The organism is Vibrio sp. 378 (assembly GCF_033339435.1).
In genome coordinates this window covers 44,089-69,931 of the sequence record NZ_JAWOUO010000016.1, presented here as the reverse complement: position 1 = coordinate 69,931, position 25,843 = coordinate 44,089, and the positions used below count along the sequence as shown (strand labels likewise).

At 46.4% G+C, this 25,843-nt stretch carries 22 protein-coding genes; 16 read left to right on the top strand and 6 right to left on the bottom strand.

The window, feature by feature from the left end:
• The first annotated feature begins 4 nt into the window (after window positions 1-4).
• The 3 genes from glyS to R7Q48_RS21035 all read left to right on the top strand — a co-directional run bounded on the left by glyS (window position 5) and on the right by R7Q48_RS21035 (window position 5,856).
• Complete coding sequence (gene glyS / locus R7Q48_RS21045) at window positions 5-2,071, top strand: glycine--tRNA ligase subunit beta (protein ID WP_248487168.1); 2,067 nt, start codon at window positions 5-7, stop codon at window positions 2,069-2,071.
• A 217-nt stretch (window positions 2,072-2,288) separates the two neighbouring features.
• Entirely contained in the window at window positions 2,289-4,373 is a 2,085-nt protein-coding gene (locus R7Q48_RS21040) for an alpha-amylase (protein ID WP_256903355.1), read from the top strand.
• A gap of 229 nt (window positions 4,374-4,602) precedes the next feature.
• Window positions 4,603-5,856, top strand: coding sequence for a valine--pyruvate transaminase (locus R7Q48_RS21035; protein WP_213986832.1), 1,254 nt, complete (start codon window positions 4,603-4,605; stop codon window positions 5,854-5,856).
• 127 nt (window positions 5,857-5,983) lie between these two features.
• Here the strand turns inward: R7Q48_RS21035 and R7Q48_RS21030 are convergent, their stop codons facing one another.
• The 6 genes from R7Q48_RS21030 to dnaA all read right to left on the bottom strand — a co-directional run bounded on the left by R7Q48_RS21030 (window position 5,984) and on the right by dnaA (window position 13,805).
• Window positions 5,984-6,421, bottom strand: coding sequence for an Hsp20 family protein (locus R7Q48_RS21030; RefSeq protein WP_005378857.1), 438 nt, complete (start codon window positions 6,419-6,421; stop codon window positions 5,984-5,986).
• Window positions 6,422-6,954: 533 nt separating this feature from the next.
• Complete coding sequence (locus R7Q48_RS21025) at window positions 6,955-7,371, bottom strand: GreA/GreB family elongation factor (RefSeq protein ID WP_017635594.1); 417 nt, start codon at window positions 7,369-7,371, stop codon at window positions 6,955-6,957.
• A 343-nt stretch (window positions 7,372-7,714) separates the two neighbouring features.
• Window positions 7,715-10,132 carry a DNA topoisomerase (ATP-hydrolyzing) subunit B gene (gyrB, locus tag R7Q48_RS21020; RefSeq protein WP_005378841.1) on the bottom strand — a complete coding sequence of 806 codons (2,418 nt, stop codon included), beginning with the start codon at window positions 10,130-10,132 and terminating at the stop codon, window positions 7,715-7,717.
• A gap of 13 nt (window positions 10,133-10,145) precedes the next feature.
• Window positions 10,146-11,225 carry a DNA replication/repair protein RecF gene (gene recF, locus R7Q48_RS21015; RefSeq protein WP_005378839.1) on the bottom strand — a complete coding sequence of 360 codons (1,080 nt, stop codon included), beginning with the start codon at window positions 11,223-11,225 and terminating at the stop codon, window positions 10,146-10,148.
• Window positions 11,226-11,234: 9 nt separating this feature from the next.
• Window positions 11,235-12,335 carry a DNA polymerase III subunit beta gene (gene dnaN, locus R7Q48_RS21010; protein WP_005394106.1) on the bottom strand — a complete coding sequence of 367 codons (1,101 nt, stop codon included), beginning with the start codon at window positions 12,333-12,335 and terminating at the stop codon, window positions 11,235-11,237.
• 63 nt (window positions 12,336-12,398) lie between these two features.
• Window positions 12,399-13,805: a chromosomal replication initiator protein DnaA gene (gene dnaA, locus R7Q48_RS21005; protein ID WP_005378835.1), complete on the bottom strand. Its 1,407-nt coding sequence runs from the start codon at window positions 13,803-13,805 to the stop codon at window positions 12,399-12,401.
• Window positions 13,806-14,217: 412 nt separating this feature from the next.
• On the opposite strand from dnaA, the gene R7Q48_RS21000 reads away from it, so the two are divergent.
• From R7Q48_RS21000 to R7Q48_RS20940, 13 genes are all read left to right on the top strand, one after another.
• On the top strand, window positions 14,218-14,964 hold the full coding sequence (locus tag R7Q48_RS21000) for an amino acid ABC transporter substrate-binding protein (protein WP_213894283.1): 747 nt from the start codon (window positions 14,218-14,220) through the stop codon (window positions 14,962-14,964).
• Window positions 14,965-15,078: 114 nt separating this feature from the next.
• On the top strand, window positions 15,079-15,750 hold the full coding sequence (locus R7Q48_RS20995) for an amino acid ABC transporter permease (RefSeq protein ID WP_005378829.1): 672 nt from the start codon (window positions 15,079-15,081) through the stop codon (window positions 15,748-15,750).
• On the top strand, window positions 15,747-16,484 hold the full coding sequence (locus R7Q48_RS20990; RefSeq protein ID WP_005378827.1) for an amino acid ABC transporter ATP-binding protein: 738 nt from the start codon (window positions 15,747-15,749) through the stop codon (window positions 16,482-16,484). The genes R7Q48_RS20995 and R7Q48_RS20990 overlap by 4 nt, the downstream gene beginning before the upstream one ends.
• Before the next feature lie 242 nt (window positions 16,485-16,726).
• Complete coding sequence (rpmH, locus tag R7Q48_RS20985) at window positions 16,727-16,861, top strand: 50S ribosomal protein L34 (protein ID WP_005378825.1); 135 nt, start codon at window positions 16,727-16,729, stop codon at window positions 16,859-16,861.
• A 46-nt stretch (window positions 16,862-16,907) separates the two neighbouring features.
• Entirely contained in the window at window positions 16,908-17,231 is a 324-nt protein-coding gene (rnpA, locus tag R7Q48_RS20980; protein ID WP_005394102.1) for a ribonuclease P protein component, read from the top strand.
• Window positions 17,198-17,455: a membrane protein insertion efficiency factor YidD gene (gene yidD, locus R7Q48_RS20975; RefSeq protein WP_005378822.1), complete on the top strand. Its 258-nt coding sequence runs from the start codon at window positions 17,198-17,200 to the stop codon at window positions 17,453-17,455. Before rnpA ends, yidD begins: the two co-directional genes overlap by 34 nt.
• Before the next feature lie 2 nt (window positions 17,456-17,457).
• The gene (yidC, locus tag R7Q48_RS20970; protein WP_005383834.1) at window positions 17,458-19,080 is read left to right on the top strand and encodes a membrane protein insertase YidC; all 1,623 of its coding nucleotides are present in this window, start codon (window positions 17,458-17,460) and stop codon (window positions 19,078-19,080) included.
• 130 nt (window positions 19,081-19,210) lie between these two features.
• Entirely contained in the window at window positions 19,211-20,572 is a 1,362-nt protein-coding gene (gene mnmE / locus R7Q48_RS20965; protein WP_256903354.1) for a tRNA uridine-5-carboxymethylaminomethyl(34) synthesis GTPase MnmE, read from the top strand.
• Window positions 20,573-20,672: 100 nt separating this feature from the next.
• Window positions 20,673-21,107, top strand: a complete 435-nt coding sequence (gene mioC, locus R7Q48_RS20960; RefSeq protein WP_005378900.1) for an FMN-binding protein MioC — start codon at window positions 20,673-20,675, stop codon at window positions 21,105-21,107.
• A gap of 477 nt (window positions 21,108-21,584) precedes the next feature.
• Complete coding sequence (mnmG, locus tag R7Q48_RS20955) at window positions 21,585-23,480, top strand: tRNA uridine-5-carboxymethylaminomethyl(34) synthesis enzyme MnmG (protein WP_256903353.1); 1,896 nt, start codon at window positions 21,585-21,587, stop codon at window positions 23,478-23,480.
• Window positions 23,480-24,115: a 16S rRNA (guanine(527)-N(7))-methyltransferase RsmG gene (gene rsmG / locus R7Q48_RS20950; protein WP_005378902.1), complete on the top strand. Its 636-nt coding sequence runs from the start codon at window positions 23,480-23,482 to the stop codon at window positions 24,113-24,115. The genes mnmG and rsmG overlap by 1 nt, the downstream gene beginning before the upstream one ends.
• 10 nt (window positions 24,116-24,125) lie before the next feature.
• The gene (locus R7Q48_RS20945) at window positions 24,126-24,899 is read left to right on the top strand and encodes a ParA family protein (RefSeq protein WP_005383838.1); all 774 of its coding nucleotides are present in this window, start codon (window positions 24,126-24,128) and stop codon (window positions 24,897-24,899) included.
• 24 nt (window positions 24,900-24,923) lie between these two features.
• Entirely contained in the window at window positions 24,924-25,805 is an 882-nt protein-coding gene (locus R7Q48_RS20940; protein ID WP_005383840.1) for a ParB/RepB/Spo0J family partition protein, read from the top strand.
• Window positions 25,806-25,843: the final 38 nt, after the last annotated feature.

Genomic DNA, 25,843 nt, shown 5'->3' with positions numbered 1-25,843 from the left:
TAACATGGCAAAAGAATTTCTAATCGAGCTAGGTACAGAAGAGCTACCACCAACGCAACTTCGCACTCTAGCTGAAGCATTCGCAGCAAACTTCGAAGCAGAACTAAAAGGCGCTGAGCTTGCTCACGAAGGCGTGAAATGGTTCGCGGCACCTCGTCGTCTTGCACTTAAAGTAGCAGCACTAGCAGACAGCCAGTCTGACAAAGTTGTTGAAAAGCGTGGTCCTGCGGTTTCTGCAGCGTTTGACGCGGAAGGCAACCCAACAAAAGCGGCTCAAGGCTGGGCGCGCGGTTGTGGCATCACGGTTGACCAAGCAGAGCGCATGGTTACAGACAAAGGCGAATGGCTACTGTTCAAACAAGAAGTGAAAGGTCAGCCAACGTCTGAGATCGTCGTTGAACTTGCAGCGAAAGCACTAGCAAACCTACCTATCGCAAAACCAATGCGCTGGGGCAACAAAACGACTCAATTTATCCGTCCAGTTAAGACGCTAACCATGCTAATGGGCAGCGATCTAATCGAAGGTGAGATCCTTGGTGTCGCTTCAGACCGTACTATCCGTGGTCACCGCTTCATGGGTGAGCAAGAGTTCACTATCGATTCTGCTGAACAATACCCTGCGATCCTAGAAGAGCGCGGTAAAGTAATGGCAGATTACGAAGCGCGTAAAGCAATCATCCTAGCTGACGCACAAAAAGCGGCAGCCGCGGTTGGCGGTATCGCTGACCTAGAAGATGACCTAGTAGAAGAAGTAACGTCTCTGGTTGAATGGCCAGTGGTACTAACAGCGAAGTTTGAAGAAGAGTTCCTAAAAGTGCCTTCTGAAGCGTTGGTATACACCATGAAAGGTGACCAAAAATACTTCCCTGTTTACGACGAAAACAAGAAGCTACTACCTAACTTCATCTTCGTATCGAACATCGAATCAAAAGAGCCTCGTTACGTAATCGAAGGTAACGAGAAAGTAGTTCGCCCTCGTCTTGCAGACGCAGAGTTCTTCTTCAACACAGACCGTAAGCGTCCGCTTATCGACCGTCTGCCTGAACTAGAGCAAGCGATCTTCCAAAAGCAACTGGGTACGATCAAAGACAAAACAGACCGCATCACTGAACTTGCTGGCTACATTGCTGAGCAAATCGGTGCTGACGTTGAGAAATCAAAGCGTGCTGGTCTACTAGCAAAATGTGACCTAATGACCTCAATGGTATTCGAATTCACGGATACTCAAGGTGTTATGGGTATGCACTATGCTCGTCACGACGGTGAAGCAGAAGAAGTTGCAGTAGCACTGAACGAGCAATACATGCCTCGTTTCGCAGGTGATGAACTGCCATCAAACGGCGTTTCAACTGCAGTTGCAATGGCAGACAAGCTAGACACTATCGTAGGTATCTTCGGTATTGGTCAAGCGCCTAAAGGCAGCGACCCATTCGCACTACGCCGCGCATCTCTAGGTGTACTACGTATCATCGTTGAATACGGCTACAACCTAGATCTTGTTGACCTAGTAGCGAAAGCGAAGTCACTGTTTGGCGATCACCTAACCAACGACAACGTTGAACAAGACGTTATCGAGTTCATGCTTGGTCGTTTCCGTGCTTGGTACCAAGACGAAGGCTTCAGCGTAGACATCATTCAAGCGGTTCTAGCTCGTCGTCCGACTAAACCAGCAGACTTCGACCAACGTGTTAAAGCGGTTTCTCACTTCCGTGAACTAGAAGCAGCAGAGTCTCTAGCAGCAGCGAACAAACGTGTAGGTAACATCCTAGCGAAATTCGACGGCGAACTAGCAGCAGACACCGACCTAGCACTTCTACAAGAAGACGCAGAGAAAGCACTAGCAGAAAGCGTTGAAGTAATGACAGAAGCGCTAGAGCCAGCATTTGCTACAGGTAACTACCAAGAAGCCCTAAGCAAGCTAGCTGACCTACGTGAACCAGTTGATGCGTTCTTTGATAACGTAATGGTAATGGCAGACGACGAAGCACTTAAGAAGAACCGTCTGACACTACTGAACAACCTGCGTAACCTGTTCCTACAGATCGCAGACATTTCTTTGCTTCAAAAGTAATTCATTACTCTTAGAAGTGATTAAGAAATAACTAAAAGGGAAGCAGATGTTTCCCTTTTTTGTTGCCTTCAAACCGATAAAAGTGACTCTTATTATTCATTTTGTGAACAAGACTAAAATTTGTAGGGTGAGACGCGTTTAACTTGTTGGTGTAGAGCTCGGATTGTAGAGGCACAGTTTTGCTATAACTGGACTGTTTATTCGGGGGAAGGACACAATGAAAAAAACAATTCTCGCACTCTCTATCGGTCTACTGAGCGCCTGCAGCCAGATACCAGAAAATGCCATCGTATTAAGCGTTGATGATGACACCGCTGTTTTTGAGGAAAACTCACAAGGCTTACTTGTCGCCGAGCAAAAACTCGAAAAAGGCAGCTACACCTTTACCATTGCCGACAGTAATCAAAGCTGTGGCAGTAGCTTTGCCCTAGCAGAAGAAGATCGCATCAAATTCAATCGTCCATTAAAAATGGATAACTGCGCCACTGACGCACAAATGCCGCTGCGCATCTTCAAAGCCAATACCTATCAATTTACGCTCAATCCAACCACCAATGAGCTGACGGTAAAAATCAAACCAAAACAGAGTCAGGACATCACCTACTCTTGCCCTGTCGCAACTGACACGCCAAAAACCATCAACGTTGCCCAAACCTTTAATGATGGCACTGTCGTTCGTGATGCCTTAACCGGACAAGAAACCACTGTCGCCAATGGCAGCGTCACCATGCAACCGGGTCCTATGAGCCAAGGTCTATTGCTGCTAGAAGAAGTTGAACAGCAAGCCGACAAACCGTTCAGTTGGGACAATGCGACGGTGTACTTCGTCATGACCGACCGCTTCTACAATGGCAACCCAGACAACGACAACAGCTACGGTCGCAGCAAAGACGGAAAATATGAGATTGGTACCTTCCACGGTGGTGACTTATCGGGTCTAACGAAAAAACTCGATTACATCGAATCACTTGGTGTCAATGCTATCTGGATAACCTCACCACTGGAACAAATCCACGGCTGGGTTGGCGGCGGCGATAAAGGCGACTTTAAGCACTACGGCTACCACGGCTACTATCACCAAGATTGGACCAAGCTTGATGCCAACATGGGTACCGAAGATGAACTCAGAACCTTCGTCGATACTGCCCATAAGAAAGGTATCCGCGTGATTTGGGATGTGGTCATGAACCACACAGGTTATGCGACATTAGCAGACATGCAGGAATTCGGATTTGGTCAGCTTTACCTTGATGACCAAGAAGCCAAAGAAGTCCTTGGTGAAAAATGGACCGACTGGCAGCCAAAATCAGGACAAAGCTGGCACAGCTTCAACGACTACATCAAATACGGTGATAGCGAAGCGTGGGATAAATGGTGGGGCAAAGATTGGATCCGCACCGATATTGGCGACTACGATGCTCCGGGCTACAACGACATCACCATGTCTTTGAACTACCTACCGGATCTCAAAACCGAATCAACTCAGAAAACCGGATTACCAAACTTCTTCCGCAATAAAGACACCAATGCGCAAGATGAGCTGCAAACCCCACGTGAACACCTGATTACCTGGTTATCCGATTGGGTGCGCGACTATGGCATTGACGGCTTCCGTGTCGATACCGCTAAACACGTTGAAATGGAAGCGTGGGCAGAGTTGAAAGCCAGCACCACCCAAGCGCTTGCTCAATGGAAACAAAACAACCCGGACAAAGCCTTGGATGGCCTACCTTTCTGGATGACAGGTGAAGTGTGGGCACACAGCGTAGTGAAGAGCCCGTATTTCGATAACGGCTTCGATTCCATCATCAACTTCGAGTTCCAATCTGATGTAGCACCAAAAGCGCTGAAGTGTTTCGCTCAACTTGATAATGATTACCGCCGCTATGCAGAGCGCATCAATACCGATCCTGAGTTCAATGTGTTGAGCTATCTGTCTTCACACGATACACAGCTGTTTTGGTCGGCTCGCAGCCGCAGTTTTGATGACCAAGCTCGTGCCGCGAATGCACTGATGCTGGCTCCCGGTGCAGTACAGATCTATTACGGTGATGAGATAGCTCGTGATTTTGGCATTACTGGTTCAGACACCCACCAAGGCACACGCTCAGATATGCCATGGGATAAGATTCATGGCGAGCGAGAAGATCTACTGCAACATTGGCAAAAGTTGGGCGAATTCCGTAAACGCCACCCAGCGGTAGCTCAAGGTAAGCACATCACTCGCAACCAAGAAGGTTACTACGCGTTCGAACGCCAATACCAAGACGACAAGGTGCTGATTGTTTACACCGGTGAGTAAATCACACTCTCTCCACCAGCAAGGGAAGCATAAGCTTCCCTTTTTTATTGTTCTTTTTGCCCTTTTGTCTCGTTCCTCTGGTCTGATGACGCACTTTTTTCTTTTTCGGCTTAATTCACACTTTGCGTTAATTACACATTGAGGTAAGGTCAAGGATTACTCGATAAGCCGATAAAACATCGGCATAAACATACACAAAGCAATCACAATGAATTAGGTATAAGTCAGCATGCAGTTCTCAAAGTTTGGTGAAAAATTTAATCAGTATTCAGGTATTACGCAGTTAATGGACGATTTGAATGATGGTCTGCGCACACCAGGTGCCATCATGCTCGGTGGAGGTAATCCTGCCGCCATTCCTGCCATGCTCGATTACTTTCACCAAGCCAGTGAGGAAATGCTCGCCAGTGGGGAGCTCGTCGCCGCCCTCGCCAACTACGATGGCCCGCAGGGTAAAGACGCGTTCGTCAAAGCGCTAGCTCAGTTATTCCGTGAAACTTACGGCTGGGATATTTCCGAAAAAAACATCAGCCTAACTAACGGTAGCCAAAGTGGCTTTTTCTACTTGTTCAACTTGTTGGCAGGTAAACAGCCAGACGGTTCGCACAAGAAAGTGCTACTGCCTATCGCGCCTGAATACATCGGTTATGGTGATGCTGGCATTGATGAAGATATCTTTATCTCTTACCACCCAGAAATCGAGCTGTTAGATAACGGCCTGTTTAAATACCACGTCGATTTTGAGCAACTCGCCGTCGACGACTCTGTTGCGGCAATCTGCGCGTCTCGCCCAACTAACCCAACGGGTAATGTACTGACAGATGAAGAAGTACGTAAGCTGGACAAGCTAGCACGTGAGAACAACATCCCACTGATCATCGATAACGCCTACGGTCTACCTTTCCCGAACATCATCTTTGAAGATGTCGAACCGTTCTGGAATGAAAACACCATCCTATGCATGAGCCTATCTAAGCTTGGTTTACCGGGCGTGCGTTGTGGCATTGTGATTGCGAGTGAAGAAATCACGCAAGCATTAACCAATATGAACGGCATCATCAGCCTAGCGCCGGGCAGTGTTGGTCCAGCGCTGGCAAACCACATCATTGGCAAAGGCGATCTGCTTAAACTAAGCTCAGAGGTCATTAAGCCGTTCTACAAACAGAAGTCACAACGTGCAGTTGAACTACTCCAAGAAGCGATTACCGATGAGCGCTTCCGCATCCACAAGCCAGAAGGCGCTATCTTCTTGTGGTTATGGTTTGATGAACTGCCAATCACAACAATGGAACTGTACCAACGCTTGAAAGCGCGTGGCGTATTGATTGTCCCTGGTGAATATTTCTTTATTGGTCAGCAAGACGAGTGGGATCACGCGCACCAATGCCTGCGTATGAACTACGTTCAAGATGATGAGATGATGCAAAAAGGCATTGCGATTATCGCTGAAGAAGTGGAAAAGGCTTACCGCGAAGGTAAATAGACGGATTGAACTCAGCCGTTCTTCTCTTTGAAATTACGGCTTTGAAATAGCGGATTTGAAAACCCCCAAACTAAAAAGAGCGCCCATATGGCGCTCTTTCTCATTCTATAACCGGGTGGTTAACTGATTAGTTGTTCTCAATCAGGTTGTTGCCACCGATAGCAATCTTACGTGGTTGCATGGCTTCAGGGATTTCACGAACTAAATCGATATGAAGCAGACCGTTTTCCATTGATGCACCCACGACTTTTACGTAATCCGCTAGCTGGAATTTACGTTCAAAATCACGTTCTGCAATACCTTGGTAAACGTAGTTTTTGCCTTCTTCTGCTTTACGTTCGCCCTTCACAATCAACATGTTTTCGTTTTGAGTCAGATCGAGCTGTTCTTCAGCAAAGCCAGCAACGGCCATAGTAATACGGTAGTTGTGCTCGTCTTTTTGCTCAATGTTGTATGGAGGGTAACCGCCAGAAGTATTTTTCGCTGTATTCGCTTCCATCAGGTTTAGCAGACGATCAAAGCCAATTGCATTACGGTATAGTGGTGAGAAATCTACATTACGCATAAATCTATCCTCTTAATTAAGCAATAGTCTTAGTTCAGATGAGTTCCATCCTACTGGCGTGTTTATGCAAAAACCAACGCCGAACTAAGAGATTCTTATCATTCCACTGGCCTTGGTTTGGCTCGGAGACATGATATTAAATCTAAAGGTTTAAGTTGTGTGCCAAAACGCCATATCCTCTTCTGAGCGATCTCGTTTTAGCGATTTCAGAGGGCTGGTCTTCTAGTCTCTAGCAAGCCAGTCACCCTCTTCATAACTAGATATAAGGTCGTCAAAAATGACTTTCAAGGGAAAAAATAAAAAATTTTTAAAGCATCCACTATCCCCTTGAACAGCTTAGTTCCTCATCACTTCGCGATCAGTGGTAAAAAGCCCACCGCTCTGGAGGGCTCAGTCTACACTTTACTTGCGGGAGGATTTACGCGCTTTTACAACGCCCTTTTCTGCCGCCTTTTCCTGCTTTAGTTTGCGCTTTTCTTTTAGACTCAACTGCGGTTGTTTCTTTTCTTTCTTACTCATGACTTCACCTCTATTTATTGGCACAACAGACAACCACACAGCATTTTCTGAGCTGGTGGCTGCGATTGATGAACAATTTCAGTAATCACAAAGCAGCGTCGCTGATTAAAAATTTCCACTTCGAGCGCATCATTTTTAGCTCGACCTAACAGTCGAGACCCCAAATAAGAATCGACCGCGAGCATACCTGTCATGGGTTGCCCCTTACGCGAGCTGACCAATGTCATGCGATATTGATAGGCGCGTTCAACATCCACTAAGCGAACCGTGTCCCCAACCGCAATACGAGCTCGGTTACGGCAATGGGCTTGTTGCTCGCAGATTTCAAATAGCGATAACAACCTTAGTGGTGATTGATAGGTTAAAAAGCGACTGGTTAACCACCAAGTTCGCAGCGCCAAGCAGTACGCTGAGAACCAGCGTTCAAACATGATTATTTCCTTCTTAATGCCTTGTCTTACAAATAAATTCAGTGCATTGAACCGGAAGTGCATCACTTCCGGCTTAGTTCAGGAAAGTCATCACCATTTTCTTAGTCTCCTTATTCATCAGCTCTTCAGCACTATAGCGAGCAGAAAAAAGAAAGCAAAAACGCTCAAGCGAACAAAATGGCGAGAAAAAAAGAAAACAGAAATAAAATGGCAGGCTTGATCGGGTTGTTGGCAGTTAGTACCAGAAAAACATCCGCTTTAGCAGAAAGTGGCGATTTTAGCTGGTGGTACAACAAAAAAAGCAGCGATTTCTCGCTGCTTTTTACTATCACGAACAGTGTCGTTATACGTCTAGGTTCGCTACTTTCAGTGCGTTCTCTTCGATGAAGTTACGACGAGGTTCTACTTGGTCACCCATTAGCGTAGTGAACAGTTGATCTGCACCTACCGCATCTTCAATCGTTACCTGCATCATACGACGAGTTTCTGGGTCCATGGTGGTTTCCCAAAGTTGGTCTGGGTTCATCTCACCTAGACCTTTGTAGCGCTGACGGCTTAAGCCACGCATTGACTCTTTCACTAACCAGTCAAGCGCTTCTGCAAAGTTTGCCACTGGCATAGTACGCTCACCACGTTTGATGTACGCGCCTTCTTCCAGAAGTCCATCAAGTGCTTCTGATAGATCAGCCAACTTGCCGTACTCTTTCGAGTTTAGGAAGTCGATGCTAATTGCATGTTCGTGCGTCACGCCGTGAGTACGAACCACAATCTTAGGCAAGTTTAAGCCTAGCTCTTCGTGCTGCTCAACTTCGTAGCTGTACTGGCTTGCACCCACTTCTTTCGCATTCAGCTGTTCAATAAGCTGCTTCGTCCAAGCTTCCACAACTGATGCGTCATGGCATTGCTCTGGCGTTAGGCGAGGAGTGTAAATCAACTCGTTTACCAAAGCACTTGGGTAGCGACGGCTCATACGTTCCGCCAGTTTAATACCCGCATTGTACTGTTGAACAAGCTTCTCTAGTGCTTCACCAGCCAGTGCAGGTGCTTCTGCGTTTACGTGTAGCGATGCATTATCCAGAGCTAATGATACTTGGTATTGGTTCATCGCTTCTTCATCTTTGATGTACTGCTCTTGTTTGCCTTTTTTCACTTTGTATAGTGGTGGCTGAGCGATGTACACGTAACCACGCTCGATAAGCTCTGGCATTTGACGGTAGAAGAAGGTCAACAGTAGCGTACGGATGTGCGAACCATCGACATCGGCATCGGTCATGATGATGATGTTGTGGTAACGAAGCTTGTCCGGGTTGTACTCGTCACGACCGATACCACAACCTAGTGCGGTGATCAGTGTTGCTACTTCTTGAGAAGATAGCATCTTGTCGAAACGTGCTTTTTCTACGTTAAGAATCTTACCTTTTAGCGGTAGGATTGCTTGGTTCTTACGGTTACGGCCTTGTTTTGCGGAGCCGCCTGCCGAATCACCCTCCACTATGTATAGTTCAGAGAGTGCCGGATCTTTTTCCTGACAGTCTGCAAGTTTACCTGGAAGGCCAGCTAGGTCTAGCGCACCTTTACGGCGCGTCATTTCACGAGCTTTACGCGCTGCTTCACGAGCACGTGCTGCATCGATGATTTTCGAACAAACCATCTTCGCTTCTGTCGGGTTCTCAATCAGGAACTCAGACAGTTTTTCACCCATTGCAGACTCAACAGCTGATTTCACTTCAGAAGAAACCAGTTTGTCTTTTGTTTGGCTTGAGAACTTAGGATCAGGCACTTTCACCGAAACAACCGCAGTTAGACCTTCACGCGCATCGTCGCCTGAAGTCGCTGTTTTCGCTTTCTTCGAGAAACCTTCTTTATCCATAAAGCTGTTCAATGTACGTGTTAGCGCAGCACGGAAACCAGCAAGGTGAGTACCACCATCACGCTGTGGGATATTGTTGGTAAAGCAGAAGATGTTCTCTTGGAAACCATCGTTCCATTGCATCGCCACTTCAACTGAAATGCCGTCTTCACGCTCAGAGTTAAAGTGGAAGATTTTTTCGATGATTGGCGTTTTGTTGGTGTTTAGGTGATCAACGAACGCTTGAATACCACCTTCATACATGAAGTGATCATGTTTGTCTGCTTCACGTTCATCAACCAATTTGATCGACACACCAGAGTTCAGGAATGACAGTTCACGCAGGCGCTTCGCCAGAATGTCATAGTGGAACTCTGTGTTAGAGAACGTCTCGGCACTTGGCCAGAAACGAATTTGTGTACCGGTTTTATCCGTATCACCCACAACGGCTAGTGGCGCTTGAGGCTCACCATGGCGGTAGGTTTGCGTATGGATATGGCCACCACGATGAATCGTTAGCTCAACTTTCTCTGATAGTGCGTTTACTACTGAAACACCTACCCCGTGAAGACCACCCGATACTTTGTATGAGTTATCGTCGAACTTACCACCCGCGTGAAGAACCGTCATGATTACTTCTGCTGCAGAGACATTTTCCTCTGAGTGGATTTCTGTTGGAATGCCACGACCATCATCGCTAACGGAAACCGAGTTATCCTCATGAATTGTCACAACGATGTCTTTACAGTGACCTGCCAACGCTTCATCAATTGAGTTATCCACCACCTCGAAAACCATGTGGTGAAGGCCGGTGCCGTCGTCCGTATCGCCGATGTACATTCCTGGACGCTTACGTACCGCATCCAGACCCTTCAGTACCTTAATACTCGATGAATCGTAATTTTCAGACATGAGTTTCTCTCTTCTAGTTTGACTCTATCCTGCCATGTTCCACATGAAACAATTTACCGTTATCGTCCAACATATCGGCGATTTGGCTTTCAGTGATAGAGCTTACAAATACTTGTGCGCCCGTCTCTTTTAAGCAGTCAGCAAGACGCTTGCGACGTTGGCTATCTAATTCCGACGCGAAGTCATCAATTAGGTAAATGCATTGTTTACCGGCCATCTCTGTCAGGTGTTGCCCTTGCGCTACACGCAATGCACACACCATGAGTTTTAATTGACCGCGTGACAGAACATCTTCAACGGGCGTTCCGTTCACTTTAATGCGCAAATCAGCTTTGTTTGGGCCACTAAAGGTGTATCCCAATGCCTGATCACGCTCAAAATTCTTTTCTAGTATCTCGTGGTATGGAGTGTCTTTATCCCAGCCACGATAATACTTCAATTGGATCTCAAATTCTGGCAAAAATGTCTGACAGATAGTTTCTGCGACGGTTTTCATCTGCTCGATGTAACTTGCTCGCCATTGGCTGATGTTTTCAGCCAACCCTGCCATTTCCTGATCCCAATAACTGAGCTCACGATAACTATTGGCGGTTTTCAACAACGCGTTGCGCTGCTTGTTCAGGCGCTTGAACCTTCCCCATGCTTGATAAAAAGCGGGCTCGGTATGAAACACGCCCCAATCAATAAACGCACGACGATGTTTAGGGCCATCTGTCAGTAAATCAAACCCTTCTGGGTGTATCAACTGCAGAGGCAGAACTTGTGCCAACTGCGCTAATTTTTGTCCAGATTGACCGCCTATTTTAACCTCTGTTGAGCCATCACGCTGCTTATTAATGCCGATAGGTAGCTCAAATTGATCCGAGTTCAAAAAACGACCATGAACAAACAGTTCGTCACACTCATTTTGTATCACTCGTCCGGTGAGAGAGCTCTTGAATGAGCGGCCATGCCCGAGCAGATAAACCGCTTCTAAGACACTGGTTTTACCGCTGCCGTTCGGCCCGATAAGAAAGTTAAAGCCTGCTGATAACTCAATATCACAGGCTTTAATGTTTCGAAACTGCTGAATGATGAGACGAGAAAGAGGCATTCAGTTGGCTTATAGACGAATTGGCATCACCACGTACATGGCACTGTCATCGTCGGCATTTTCAATCAACGCGCTAGCGTTAGCATCCGACATCGACACACGTACATTTTCACAACGCAACGTGTTCAGAACATCAAGCACATAGCTTACGTTAAAGCCGATTTCGATGGCGTCACCTTCAAAGGTTACATCAAGCATCTCTTCCGCTTCTTCTTGTTCTGGGTTATTCGCGGTTATGCGCATTTCAGTATCAGCCAGATTCACACGCACGCCACGGAATTTTTCGTTGGAAAGAATCGCAGCACGAGAGAAGGCTTGGCGCAACTCGTCACAACTTGCTATTAGGGTCTTATTGGTGCTCTGAGGCAATACACGGCGGTAATCAGGGAAACGACCATCAACCAACTTAGAGGTAAAAGTAAAGTTATTCACCTCAGCACGAACATTGGAGCTACCGATCTGAAGTACTACGGGCTGCTCTGGCGCATCCATCAACTTTACTAATTCTTGCACACCTTTGCGTGGCACGATGATTTGCTTCTGCGCAAAGTCCGCACCTAGCTGAGTTTGCGATACCGCCATACGGTGGCCGTCCGTCGCCACGCTGCGTAGCGTGGTGCCGTCAATTTCAAACAACATGCCGTTGAGGTAGTAACGAACGTCTTGATTCGCCATCGAGAACTGAGTTTTGTCGATCAGCGTACGTAAATCAGCTTGGCTCAGTGATACTTCCACTTCGCTTTGCCAGTCTTCAATATTAGGGAAATCGTTCGCAGGAAGCGTTGCCAACGAGAAACGGCTGCGACCAGAGCGAACTTGTACGCGATCACCTTCTAATACAAATGTGATGATCGCATCGTCCGGTAAACCACGGCAGATATCGAGAAACTTACGAGAAGGAACGGTAATGCTGCCCGCTTCAAAATCACCTTCTAGCGTCACTTTGCTTACTAACTCTACTTCAAGATCGGTTGCCGTCATCGACAATACGTTCTCTTCTACTTTAAGAAGTAGGTTACCCAGGATTGGCAGAGTTGGTCGGCCACCTAAAGCGCCCGAAACCTGCTGTAGCGGTTTGATTAAATGACTACGTTCAATGGTAAATTTCATGCTTGGCTCTTTACGCTGTCAGCTCAATAAATGATTTGCTTAGAATACCGTTATTCTAACCGATTACGAAGACAGGGTGCGAATCAAGTTAGAGTAATCTTCTTTAATGTCGTGGCTCTCTTCACGCAGCTGCTCAATCTTGCGACAAGCATGAAGTACGGTCGTATGATCGCGGCCCCCAAACGCATCGCCAATTTCAGGCAAACTGTGGTTGGTTAGCTCTTTTGCTAACGCCATAGCCAGCTGACGAGGACGCGCTACAGAACGAGAACGACGCTTAGACAGCAAGTCCGCTACTTTAATCTTGTAGTATTCCGCCACTGTCTTTTGAATGTTATCGATTGTCACAAGCTTCTCTTGTAGAGCAAGCAGATCGCGCAGCGCTTCACGAACAAAATCAATCGTAATTGGACGGCCAGTAAAGTTCGCGTTCGCAATAACACGGTTCAGTGCACCTTCTAGCTCACGAACGTTCGAACGCAGACGCTTGGCAATGAAGAATGCCACTTCATCAGCAAGGTGGATTTGGTGATCTTCAGCTTTTTTCATCAAGATCGCCACACGCGTTTCAAGCTCAGGCGGCTCGATCGCAACAGTAAGACCCCAACCAAAGCGAGATTTAAGACGATCTTCAACGCCATTAATTTCTTTAGGATAACGGTCAGACGTTAGAATGATCTGCTGATTACCTTCCAATAGTGCGTTGAAGGTATGGAAGAATTCTTCTTGTGAACGTTCTTTATTAGCAAAGAATTGGATGTCATCGATAAGGAGCGCATCCACGCTGCGGTAGTAGCGTTTGAATTCTTCAATCGCATTGTTTTGCAGCGCTTTCACCATGTCTTGCACAAAACGTTCTGAGTGCATGTAGACCACTTTTGCGTTCGGGTTGTTATCCACAATCGCGTTACCCACCGCATGCAATAAGTGGGTTTTACCCAAACCCGTGCCGCCGTATAGGAATAGTGGGTTGTAAGCTGCACCTGGGTTATCCGATACCTGACGCGCCGCAGCCAAACCCAGTTGGTTCGACTTACCTTCAACAAAGTTATCGAACTTGTGTTTTGGGTTCATGTTTGAGCGGTGATTGATAGCCGCAATCGCTTGAGCGTCGTCATCCCAGGTTTTGTGTACTGGCTTACGCGCCTGTAATTGCGCAGGTGCAGATGACTCGGCAGCCACATCTGCAGGCGTACGTGTCGGCGCTGGTTTTGGTGCAGAGACAGGTCGGCTCCCCACTTCAAAACGTAAGTTAGGAATATCGCCACCGCAGTATTCCTGCAGTAAGCGAGTAATATTGTTCAGATACTTATCACGCACCCAGTCCAACACAAAGCGGTTTGGCGCGAATAGAGTGAGAGTATTGTCATTGAGCTCCGCTTGTAGCGGACGAACCCACATGCTGAATTCTGTAGCTGGTAGCTCTTCTTGAAGCTGCTGCAAACATTGCAGCCAAAGCGAAGATGACACGGTGCCCCCACTGAGTAATTGAATTATCGGAAAAGACTGGCAATTTTACCTGTTGATAACCAAGATCGCCAGCGATTGATCGACGATCCAGTGAATAAGATCCAAGTTATTCACAATTATTTCTGCAAACTTGATGAGATCAACACACCTTGCCCCAAATTTGCCCACACAACGATCCACAATTGGGCAAAATTCACAAGATCGAGCGATTGGTGATAAGTCTGTGTATTATTTTATTCCCAATGCTGATTTTGTCGATCATTTCGCTAGGTTCAGTTCGCATTTTCGTCACATTTAACATTCTTCTTCTATTATCTAATAACTCACAGGTCTAGGTTATTGCTCTTGGTTATTTATTTAATTGAGCTAACTAACAGTAGTATTTCCAACCATAAAATTATGGAGATGTATTATGAAAAACTGGATTAAGGTTGCCGTTGCAGCCATTGCACTGTCGGCAGCAACCGTACAAGCCGCTACTGAAGTCAAAGTTGGTATGTCAGGTCGCTACTTCCCGTTTACTTTTGTAAAGCAAGACAAGCTACAAGGCTTTGAAGTCGACATGTGGGATGAAATAGGTAAACGTAACGATTACAAAATCGAATACGTAACAGCCAACTTCTCTGGTTTATTTGGTCTTTTAGAAACTGGTCGTATCGATACGATCTCCAACCAAATCACCATGACTGATGAGCGTAAAGCTAAATACCTATTTGCTGACCCTTACGTTGTAGATGGCGCACAAATTACCGTGCGTAAAGGCAACGACAGCATCAAAGGTGTTGACGATCTTGCGGGCAAAACCGTTGCGGTGAACCTAGGCTCTAACTTTGAGCAACTGCTGCGTCAATACGACAAAGACGGCAAGATCAACATTAAAACGTACGACACAGGTATCGAACATGACGTGGCGCTCGGTCGTGCAGACGCGTTTGTAATGGATCGTCTTTCTGCGTTAGAGCTGATTAAGAAAACAGGCCTTCCTCTGGAATTGGCAGGCGAACCGTTTGAGACCATTCAAAACGCATGGCCTTTCGTTGACAACGAGAAAGGTCGTAAGCTGCAAGAAGAAGTAAACAAAACACTGGCTGAGATGCGCGCAGATGGTACAGTAGAGAAAATTTCCGTGAAGTGGTTTGGCGCTGACATCACGAAATAAGAACTCTTTGTACTTTAGGCCGCAAAGTGGTATCACTCTCGGACTAAAATAAACTTACGTAAAGGTGGAACTTGTTTTCCACCTTTTCTTTTCTCTAGCCTTTAGGTAAGCCGTATGGGATTTGACTTTAATTACATGTTGGAACTGCTGCCGATATTGCTGAAATATCTTGGCACAACCATGGAAATGGCGACATGGGGATTGGTGTTTTCGCTGATTTTATCCGTCATTTTAGCCAATATTCGCGTATTTAAACTGCCAGTTCTGGATCAATTAAGCCAACTGTACATCAGCTTCTTCCGTGGCACCCCACTGTTGGTTCAGCTTTTCCTGCTTTACTACGGCTTACCGCAAATTTTTCCATTGATGGTCGGTATCGACGCCTTTTCAGCAGCGGTGATCGGTTTAACGCTGCACTTTGCCGCTTATATGGCGGAAAGTATTCGTGCCGCCATTATTGGCATTGATCGCAGCCAAATGGAAGCGAGCTTATCGGTCGGTATGACGACATCCCAAGCAATGCGCCGAGTGATTTTACCTCAAGCAACGCGTGTCGCACTGCCTTCATTGATGAACTATTTCATCGATATGATCAAGTCAACGTCTCTCGCTTTCACGCTTGGTGTGGCCGAAATCATGGCGAAAGCACAGATGGAAGCCTCATCAAGTTTCCGTTTCTTTGAAGCTTTCCTTGCGGTTGCTCTTATTTACTGGGGCGTGGTGGTAATTCTGACTCGCGTACAAATCTGGGCAGAAGCAAAACTGAATAAGGCGTACGTACGATGATTAAGTTAGAAAATATTCACAAACGTTTTGGTGAGACTGAAGTGCTGAAAGGCATCGACCTCGATATTAAGCAAGGTGAGATCATCGTGATTATCGGCTCAAGTGGAACGGGTAAATCAACCTTGCTGCGTACGGTGAACTTTCTAGAGCAGGCAGATGAAGGTCGTATCACGATAGATGACATCTCCGTTGATACTCAAAAACACACTAAAGCCGAAGTATTAGCGCTGCGTCGTCGAACTGGCTTTGTGTTCCAAAACTATGCCCTGTTTGCCCACATGAATGCGCGCCAGAACATTGCCGAAGGTCTAGTGACCGTTCGAGGCTGGAAAAAAGCCGATGCTCTCAAACGAGCGCAACAAATTCTGGATGACATCGGCCTTGGGGATAAAGGCGATAGTTATCCAGCGGCATTGTCTGGCGGCCAACAACAACGTGTGGGTATCGGCCGAGCGATGGCGCTGCAACCAGAACTGCTGTTGTTTGACGAACCAACTTCTGCGCTGGATCCTGAATGGGTCGGTGAAGTTCTCTCATTAATGAAGAAGTTAGCTAATCAGCATCAAACCATGCTGGTGGTGACGCACGAGATGCAATTCGCGAAAGAAGTCGCTGATAGAGTGATCTTCATGGCGGAAGGCAATATCGTTGAGCAAGGTTCTCCACAGGATATCTTCGATAATCCACAAGATCCTCGTTTGAAAAAATTCCTTAACCAAGTAGGAATAGAGTAACGATCAAGCATCAGGATCGATTGATCCTTGAGATTTTACTCACACTACGTATAATCGCCCGGCCGGAATTTCGTACTCATTGAGTCATTGACACATTATGTGAGTGTGATTACAATTCCGCCTCTTTGTTGAGAGGCGTCGGTTGTCCTTCTCTATATAAAGAGCTTCTTTATATAAGAAAGCAAATACCCACGCCGGGTTTAACAAGAACCTAAAACTACTGATCAGTAAAGGTAATTATCATGAAACGCACTTTTCAACCTACAGTTCTAAAGCGCAAGCGTACTCACGGCTTCCGTGCTCGCATGGCAACTAAGAACGGTCGTAAAGTTATCAACGCACGTCGTGCAAAAGGCCGTGCGCGCCTATCAAAATAATCGCTAGTTTATTTTGAACACGTACGCGTTTAATCGGGAGTTACGTTTGTTAACTCCCGAGCATTATCAAAACGTCTTCCAGCAAGCTCATCGAGCTGGCTCGCCTCATTTCACCATCATTGCTCGCAATAACAAACTTTCTCACCCACGATTAGGTTTAGCGGTTCCCAAAAAGCAAATCAAAACGGCTGTCGGTCGTAACCGATTTAAGCGTTTGGCTCGTGAAAGCTTTCGTAACAATCAACATCAGCTTCCAAACAAAGATTTTGTTGTGATTGCAAAGAAAAGCGCGCAAGATTTAAGCAATGAGGAAATTTTTAAGTTGTTTGATAAGCTATGGCAACGCCTGTCTCGCCCTTCACGTGGATAGCCATTGGGCTCGTTTATCTGTATCGCTGGTTTATCAGCCCTTTGATTGGTCCTCGTTGCCGGTTCACACCAACCTGTTCCACTTACGCGCTAGAAGCTTTGAGAGCTCACGGTTTTGTAAAAGGATGTTGGTTATCAGGCAAACGTCTATTAAAATGCCACCCTTTGAATGAAGGGGGGTATGACCCCGTTCCACCAGTCCAAAAACAAGACAGAGATAACTAACGATGGATTCTCAACGTAATATCCTGCTCATCGGTTTGGCCCTGGTTTCTTTTTTGCTGTTTCAACAATGGCAAGTTGCAAAGAATCCAGAACCTCAAGCAGTTGAACAGGCTCAATCAAGCAGCACTCTACCTGCACCATCTTTTGCTGATGAACTTGACCCAGTTCCTGGTCAACAGCAAGCTTCTGCAAAAACTATCACAGTAACGACTGATGTTTTAACTCTGTCGATCGACACCGTTGGTGGCGATGTGGTACATGCCAACCTTAACGAATACTCTGCTGAGTTAGATTCATCAGATTCCTTTGTTCTGCTTAAAGACGCTCAAGGTCACCAATTTATCGCTCAAAGCGGTCTAGTGGGCCCTCAAGGTATCGACTTGAGCAGCACAAATCGCCCTCACTACAACGTAAGTGCAGACAGCTTCACAATGGCTGACGGTCAAGATGAACTTCGCGTTCCGATGACATTCACTGCAAACGGCATCGAATACACCAAAACTTACATCTTTAAACGCGGCAGCTACGCGCTTAATGTTGAATACGATGTAGTGAACAACTCAGGCAACAACGCAACATTTGGTATGTACGCTCACCTACGTCAAAACCTAATGGACGATGGTGGTAGCATCACAATGCCTACTTACCGTGGTGGCGCATACTCAACAGAAGATACGCGTTACAAGAAGTACAGCTTTGATGATATGCAGGATCGCAACCTGTCTCTTAACCTAGCCGATGGCCAAGGTTGGGCAGCAATGATTCAGCACTACTTTGCCGCAGCTTGGATCCCACGTAACGAACCAGGTACTAACCTATACACTCGTGTAATTGGCAACCTAGGCGACATCGGCGTTCGTATGCCGAACAAAACTATCGCAACAGGCGATCAGGCTAAGTTTGAAGCAACACTTTGGGTTGGTCCAAAACTGCAAGATGAAATGGCAGAAGTGGCACCTAACCTAGACCTAGTAGTGGACTACGGCTGGTTATGGTTCATTGCGAAGCCTCTTCATATGTTGCTTTCATTCATCCAGAGCTTTGTTGGTAACTGGGGTGTGGCAATCATCTGTCTGACCTTCATCGTTCGTGGTGCAATGTACCCACTAACAAAAGCGCAATACACGTCTATGGCGAAAATGCGCATGCTACAGCCTAAGCTGCAAGCAATGCGTGAGCGTATCGGTGATGACCGTCAGCGCATGAGCCAAGAAATGATGGAACTGTACAAGAAAGAGAAAGTGAACCCACTAGGTGGCTGTTTACCTCTTATCCTACAGATGCCTATTTTCATCGCGCTTTACTGGGCACTAATGGAATCGGTAGAGCTACGTCACTCTCCATTCTTCGGTTGGATTCATGACCTTTCAGCACAGGACCCTTACTACATCCTGCCGCTATTGATGGGTGCGTCTATGTTCCTAATCCAGAAGATGAGCCCGACAACGGTAACGGATCCAATGCAGCAGAAGATCATGACCTTTATGCCGGTTATGTTTACCTTCTTCTTCTTGTTCTTCCCATCAGGTCTCGTTCTGTACTGGTTGGTGTCGAACATCGTAACGCTTATCCAGCAAACTCTGATCTACAAAGGATTAGAGAAAAAAGGCTTACACAGCAAGTAACCTTTTAGGAAATGATTGAGAAAGGCGGCCAAAAGGTCGCCTTTTTGTTTTTGGCTGATTACAATTCAGCTAATTAATTGTGATGGCTCCCTAGGTATCTTCCCTATAGCCCAGCTCAAAAGGCAAAATTATGACTACAGATACGATTGTCGCTCAAGCGACCGCGCCTGGTCGTGGCGGTGTCGGTATTATTCGAGTTTCTGGCCCTAAAGCCAACCAAGTGGCGTTAGAAGTCACTGGCAAAACACTAAAGCCCCGCTACGCAGAGTACCTGCCGTTTAAGTCAGAAGATGGCACTGTGCTTGATCAGGGCATCGCACTGTACTTCCCTAACCCACACTCATTTACAGGTGAAGACGTACTTGAGCTGCAAGGCCATGGCGGCCCTGTCGTGATGGATATGCTGATAAAACGCATTCTAGGTATAGATGGTATTCGAGCTGCTCGCCCTGGTGAGTTCTCTGAACGCGCATTTCTGAACGATAAACTCGACTTAGCTCAAGCCGAAGCGATTGCAGACCTCATTGATGCCAGTTCTGAAGAAGCAGCAAAATCGGCGCTGCAATCCTTACAGGGCGCATTTTCAGGCCGCATTAATACCTTAGTTGAGTCGCTGATTCATTTGCGTATCTATGTTGAAGCAGCCATCGACTTCCCTGAAGAAGAGATCGACTTTTTGGCCGACGGTAAAGTGGCTGGTGACCTACAAGCCATCATCGACAACCTAAATGCGGTGCGCAAAGAAGCTAACCAAGGCGCTATTATGCGTGAAGGGATGAAAGTCGTGATTGCGGGTCGCCCAAATGCGGGCAAATCAAGCCTACTGAACGCGCTATCGGGTAAAGAATCTGCAATCGTAACCGACATCGCAGGAACCACGCGTGATGTACTGCGTGAGCATATCCATATTGATGGCATGCCACTACACATCATTGATACAGCAGGTTTGCGTGATGCTTCCGATGAAGTAGAGAAAATCGGTATCGAACGCGCGTGGGATGAAATAGCCCAAGCAGACCGCGTGTTGTTCATGGTGGATGGCACGACAACCGATGCCACCGATCCGAAAGATATCTGGCCAGATTTTGTGGATCGCCTACCAGACAACATTGGCATAACTGTGATCCGTAATAAAGCGGATCAAACGGGTGAAGATATGGGGATCTGCCACGTCAATAACCCTACTCTTATCCGTTTGTCAGCGAAGACTGGTGCAGGGGTTGAAGCTCTACGCGATCATCTCAAGGAGTGTATGGGCTTCTCTGGCAACAGTGAAGGTGGGTTTATGGCTCGTCGTCGTCATCTCGATGCATTAGAACGTGCCGCACAGCACCTTCAAATAGGCCAGGAGCAGCTTGAAGGCTATATGGCAGGTGAAATATTGGCTGAAGAGCTACGCATCACCCAACAACATCTCAATGAGATTACCGGTGAGTTCAGTTCTGACGACTTACTGGGACGAATCTTCTCTTCATTCTGTATCGGGAAGTAAATAATCGAACGCGCGGTGCTGAGCTTAACTCACACCGCGTTTCTTTTTGTACGGCAAGCCATCCATGAGCTTTAGCCGTCGCATTCAATAAGGAAGAAGTATGATCCACATTATTACAGGCAGCACGTTAGGTGGCGCAGAATACGTAGGGGATCACCTGAGTGATCTACTCAACGAGAATGGATTTGAAACAACGATCCACAACCAGCCTTCCCTCAGTGATATCGAAAATCAAGGTACGTGGTTGGTGATCACCTCTACACATGGAGCTGGTGAGTATCCTGATAATATCCAACCTTTTATCGCAGCATTACAAAATACACCGCCAAAAATGACTGATGTAAAATTTGCGGTGATTGCGATTGGTGACTCTAGCTACGATACGTTCTGTGCCGCTGGTCAACACGCTTATGATTTATTAGAGGATATTGGTGCAACCCCTCTCGCAGATTGCTTTAAAATCGATGTACTGAGCCATGATGTGCCAGAAGACGCCGCAGAAATGTGGTTAAAAGAGAATATCGAACGTTTTTAAACTCACGACTTTCCCTTCAACAGAGTCGAAATTCGGCTCTGTTTTCTCCCATGTGAATAACTCCCACCAAATTATTTTGTTTAACCGCTCAAAAACCAACCAAACAGACTGTGGATAACTACAATAAGATCCAGTGATTTTCCTTTAGTTATCCCAATAACAACTTTGATCAATTTTACCCTCTGTGTATAACCACCACTTTTGATCCCAGGTAATCCTCGATCTGATCCAATCATGATCACAAGATATGATCCAAAGAAGATCCATGATCTTGTTGATCATTTTTAGGTTATCCACAGAAACGGTCGATCCTAATAGTAGATCTAATAAAAGATCATATATATAGATCTTATATATATTTATCTTGAAGCTTAAAACGGATAAAACGAGAAAACGTTTTTCTCTCTGGCATAAAGCAGGTAAAATACGGCTCCTTTATCTGTCCATTAAATCCCTTTGAATACCTGAGGTCAGTTCATGCTTTATCACGAAAACTTTGACGTCATTGTTGTCGGTGGCGGACACGCAGGAACGGAAGCCGCGCTCGCATCTGCACGCACAGGACAAAAAACGCTTCTCCTTACCCATAACATCGATACATTAGGCCAGATGTCTTGTAATCCGGCGATCGGTGGTATTGGTAAAGGTCACTTAGTAAAAGAAGTAGATGCTATGGGCGGTTTGATGGCTGAAGCCATCGACCATGCAGGTATTCAGTTTCGTACACTAAATGCCTCCAAAGGTCCTGCAGTACGAGCAACTCGAGCTCAAGCCGATCGCGCTCTGTACAAAGCGTACGTTCGTAATGCATTAGAAAATGCGCCTAACTTAACGTTGTTCCAGCAATCAGTTGATGATCTGATTGTTGAACAAGATCGCGCAGTTGGTGTGGTAACTCAAATGGGACTTCGCTTCCATGCGAAAGCCGTTGTGCTAACCGTGGGTACCTTCCTTGGTGGTAAGATCCACATAGGTATGGAAAGCTCGTCTGGTGGTCGTGCCGGGGATCCACCATCGATCGCATTAGCGGATCGACTGCGTGAACTGCCGTTCCGTGTGGATCGTTTAAAAACAGGTACTCCACCGCGCATTGATGCTCGTACTGTTGATTTTTCAGTGCTAGAAGCTCAGCACGGTGATAACCCAACGCCTGTATTCTCGTTCATGGGCAAACGTGAACAGCATCCGCGTCAGATTCCATGTTTCATCACCCACACCAATGAACAAACTCACGATGTGATCCGTAGTAACTTGGATCGCAGTCCAATGTACGCAGGTGTGATTGAAGGTATTGGTCCGCGTTACTGTCCGTCTATTGAAGACAAAGTGATGCGTTTCGCTGACAAAAACAGCCACCAAATCTTCATTGAGCCAGAAGGCCTAACCACGCACGAGTTATACCCTAATGGTATCTCGACCAGCTTGCCATTTGATGTGCAAGTACAAATCGTGCGCTCAATGAAAGGGTTTGAAAGTGCACACATCGTTCGCCCAGGTTATGCGATTGAATACGATTTCTTCGATCCACGTGATTTGAAGCAAACGTACGAGACGAAGTTCATCCATGGTTTGTTCTTTGCTGGCCAGATTAATGGTACGACTGGCTACGAAGAAGCCGCAGCGCAAGGCTTGATGGCGGGCCTAAACGCAAGCTTGTTTAGCCAAGACAAAGAAGGCTGGAGCCCACGTCGTGACCAAGCTTACATGGGCGTGTTGATTGATGACTTATCGACCATGGGTACCAAAGAGCCGTACCGCATGTTCACTTCTCGTGCGGAATACCGCCTGCTACTTCGTGAAGATAACGCCGATTTACGTTTAACGGAAAAAGCGCGCGAGCTAGGCTTGATTGATGATGTTCGTTGGGCTCGCTTTAACGAGAAAATCAACAATATGGAAACGGAGCGTCAGCGTTTGAAAGCAACGTGGATGAATCCGAAGTCAGAGGGTGTTGATGAGTTGAACAAGCTGCTGAAAACCCCAATGGCCCGTGAAGCGAGTGGTGAGGATCTTCTGCGTCGTCCAGAGATCACTTATTCGCAACTGACGCAACTTGAAGCGTTTGCTCCTGCTCTTGAAGATCAGCAAGCGGCTGAGCAAGTTGAAATTCAAGTGAAATACGATGGTTACATCAGGCGTCAGCAGGAAGAGATCGAAAAATCACTGCGTCACGAAAATACCAAGTTACCTGCTGATTTGGATTACCGCGATGTAAAAGGTTTATCAAACGAAGTCGTTGCTAAACTGAGCGAGGCCAAACCAGAGAGCATCGGTATTGCATCACGCATTTCTGGTATTACGCCTGCTGCAATTTCTATTCTACTTGTTCACTTGAAAAAGCATGGTTTGCTGAAGAAAGGTGAGGAAGAATAATGAGCGCATTGCGAACAAAGCTGGATTCACTGATCGCGAAAACCGATTTGGAAGTGTCAGAACAGCAACGAGAGCAGTTAGTTGGTTATGTCGAACTGCTCGACAAATGGAACAAAGCATACAATTTAACATCGGTACGTGATCCGCTTGATATGTTAGTGAAACATATTCTTGATAGTATCGTTGTAAGCGCACACCTGCCCGGTGAGCGCTTCATTGATGTTGGTACTGGTCCGGGGTTACCGGGCATCCCTTTGGCAATCATGAACCCTGAGAAAACCTTCTTTTTGCTCGACAGTCTTGGCAAACGCATCCGTTTTATCAAGCAAGTTGTGCACACATTAGGGCTGAAAAACGTGACACCAATTCAAAGTCGCGTCGAAGAATTCCAGCCTGAAGAAAAATTTGATGGCGTTTTGAGTCGAGCTTTTGCTTCAATGACAGACATGGTGGAATGGTGCCACCATTTGCCGAAACAAGAGCACGGGGTGTTTCTAGCGCTGAAAGGACAGCACCCTAAAGATGAAATGGATCAGCTTCCTGAATGGTGCAGTGTGACAGAGATCATATCTTTGGCTGTTCCTGAGTTGGAAGGTGATCGTCATCTAGTAATCTTATCGCGCAAGGAAAATTAGCGAGGTAATCGTGGGTAAAATTGTAGCAATCGCCAACCAGAAAGGTGGGGTCGGCAAAACAACAACGTGCATTAACTTAGCGGCTTCGATGGCGGCAACAAAGCGCAAGGTTTTGGTGATCGATCTCGACCCGCAAGGCAATGCTACGATGGCCAGTGGCGTGGATAAGTATATGGTCGACGCCACTGCATACGATCTTTTGGTTGAAGATACACCGTTCGATCAAGTCGTTTGTACCCAAACAACAGGGAAGTATGATTTGATCGCGGCGAACGGAGACGTGACCGCGGCAGAAATCAAATTGATGGAAGTTTTCGCTCGTGAAGTGCGTCTAAAAAATGCATTGTCGTCAGTTCGCGATAACTATGATTTCATCTTTATTGATTGTCCTCCTTCTCTAAACCTTCTTACAATCAATGCGATGGCGGCAGCTGACTCTGTGCTGGTGCCGATGCAATGTGAATACTTTGCGTTAGAAGGTTTAACTGCTCTTATGGATACAATCAGCAAGTTAGCGGCTGTCGTGAATGAAAACCTCAAAATCGAAGGTTTATTGCGTACCATGTACGACCCACGCAACCGCTTATCGAATGAAGTATCCGATCAACTTAAAAAACACTTTGGGAATAAAGTTTACCGTACTGTCATTCCGCGTAATGTTCGTTTGGCTGAAGCACCAAGTCACGGTAAGCCTGCAATGTACTACGATAAGTACTCCGCAGGTGCCAAAGCGTATCTTGCTCTAGCGGGCGAAATGCTCCGCCGCGAAGAAATCCCAGTTTAACTCTAACCTAAGGAATTCAATCCCATGTCTAAGCGTGGTCTCGGAAAAGGACTGGATGCGTTATTGTCGACCAGTTCGTTTGCTCGTGAAAAACAGCATATTGCATCGCATAGCCAAGAATTATCGGCAGACGGTGAGTTAACCGATTTAGCGATTGGTCAATTGCAGCCGGGCGTATACCAACCGCGTAAAGATATGGCGCCTGAAGCGCTAGAAGAACTAGCGGCTTCGATTCAATCACAAGGCATTATTCAACCAATCGTGGTTCGCCAGGTCGAAAATGGTCAGTTTGAGATCATCGCAGGTGAGCGCCGCTGGCGTGCTGCAAGGCAGGCGGGTTTAAAACGCGTGCCGTGTTTGGTGAAAAAAGTTGAAGATCGTGCCGCCATCGCCATGGCGTTGATTGAAAACATTCAACGTGAAGACTTGAATGTGATTGAGGAAGCCCAAGCGCTTGAGCGTCTACAAGATGAATTCACGCTGACACATCAGCAAGTGGCCGATGTGATTGGTAAATCAAGAACGACGGTGAGTAACCTATTACGTCTGAATCAGTTGGAAGTTGATGTAAAAGGTCTGGTTGCAGATAAAAAATTGGAAATGGGTCATGCTCGAGCTCTGTTAGCGTTAGAAGGCGAACAGCAAGTCGAAGTAGCTCAACAAGTGGCTAAGAAGCAAATGACTGTTCGCCAAACCGAACAGTTAGTAAAAAAGTGCTTAGCCCCACAAAATGAGCAAAAAGGGCAACAAGAGGATACCGAAGCCGAGCAAATGTCGCATAAATTGAGTCAGCTGCTTGATGCAAAAGTTTCTCTTACCCGTTCTGCAAACGGAAAAGCGAAATTGACGATAAGTCTTGATGAGCCTCACAAATTGGACCAACTAATTGCCAAGCTTGAGGCCTAGATGAGATAATTGATTTAGGTCAATTAATCTAATTAATC

Excerpts from the sequence above, each read along its gene's own strand:
- glyS (WP_248487168.1), top strand. The coding sequence starts at position 5 with ATGGCAAAAGAATTTCTAATCGAGCTAGGTACAGAAGAGCTACCACCA.
- R7Q48_RS21040 (WP_256903355.1), top strand. The coding sequence starts at position 2,289 with ATGAAAAAAACAATTCTCGCACTCTCTATCGGTCTACTGAGCGCCTGC.
- R7Q48_RS21035 (WP_213986832.1), top strand. The coding sequence starts at position 4,603 with ATGCAGTTCTCAAAGTTTGGTGAAAAATTTAATCAGTATTCAGGTATT.
- R7Q48_RS21030 (WP_005378857.1), bottom strand. The coding sequence starts at position 6,421 with ATGCGTAATGTAGATTTCTCACCACTATACCGTAATGCAATTGGCTTT.
- R7Q48_RS21025 (WP_017635594.1), bottom strand. The coding sequence starts at position 7,371 with ATGTTTGAACGCTGGTTCTCAGCGTACTGCTTGGCGCTGCGAACTTGG.
- gyrB (WP_005378841.1), bottom strand. The coding sequence starts at position 10,132 with ATGTCTGAAAATTACGATTCATCGAGTATTAAGGTACTGAAGGGTCTG.
- recF (WP_005378839.1), bottom strand. The coding sequence starts at position 11,225 with ATGCCTCTTTCTCGTCTCATCATTCAGCAGTTTCGAAACATTAAAGCC.
- dnaN (WP_005394106.1), bottom strand. The coding sequence starts at position 12,335 with ATGAAATTTACCATTGAACGTAGTCATTTAATCAAACCGCTACAGCAG.
- R7Q48_RS21000 (WP_213894283.1), top strand. The coding sequence starts at position 14,218 with ATGAAAAACTGGATTAAGGTTGCCGTTGCAGCCATTGCACTGTCGGCA.
- R7Q48_RS20995 (WP_005378829.1), top strand. The coding sequence starts at position 15,079 with ATGGGATTTGACTTTAATTACATGTTGGAACTGCTGCCGATATTGCTG.
- R7Q48_RS20990 (WP_005378827.1), top strand. The coding sequence starts at position 15,747 with ATGATTAAGTTAGAAAATATTCACAAACGTTTTGGTGAGACTGAAGTG.
- rpmH (WP_005378825.1), top strand. The coding sequence starts at position 16,727 with ATGAAACGCACTTTTCAACCTACAGTTCTAAAGCGCAAGCGTACTCAC.
- yidD (WP_005378822.1), top strand. The coding sequence starts at position 17,198 with ATGGCAACGCCTGTCTCGCCCTTCACGTGGATAGCCATTGGGCTCGTT.
- yidC (WP_005383834.1), top strand. The coding sequence starts at position 17,458 with ATGGATTCTCAACGTAATATCCTGCTCATCGGTTTGGCCCTGGTTTCT.
- mnmE (WP_256903354.1), top strand. The coding sequence starts at position 19,211 with ATGACTACAGATACGATTGTCGCTCAAGCGACCGCGCCTGGTCGTGGC.
- mioC (WP_005378900.1), top strand. The coding sequence starts at position 20,673 with ATGATCCACATTATTACAGGCAGCACGTTAGGTGGCGCAGAATACGTA.
- mnmG (WP_256903353.1), top strand. The coding sequence starts at position 21,585 with ATGCTTTATCACGAAAACTTTGACGTCATTGTTGTCGGTGGCGGACAC.
- rsmG (WP_005378902.1), top strand. The coding sequence starts at position 23,480 with ATGAGCGCATTGCGAACAAAGCTGGATTCACTGATCGCGAAAACCGAT.
- R7Q48_RS20940 (WP_005383840.1), top strand. The coding sequence starts at position 24,924 with ATGTCTAAGCGTGGTCTCGGAAAAGGACTGGATGCGTTATTGTCGACC.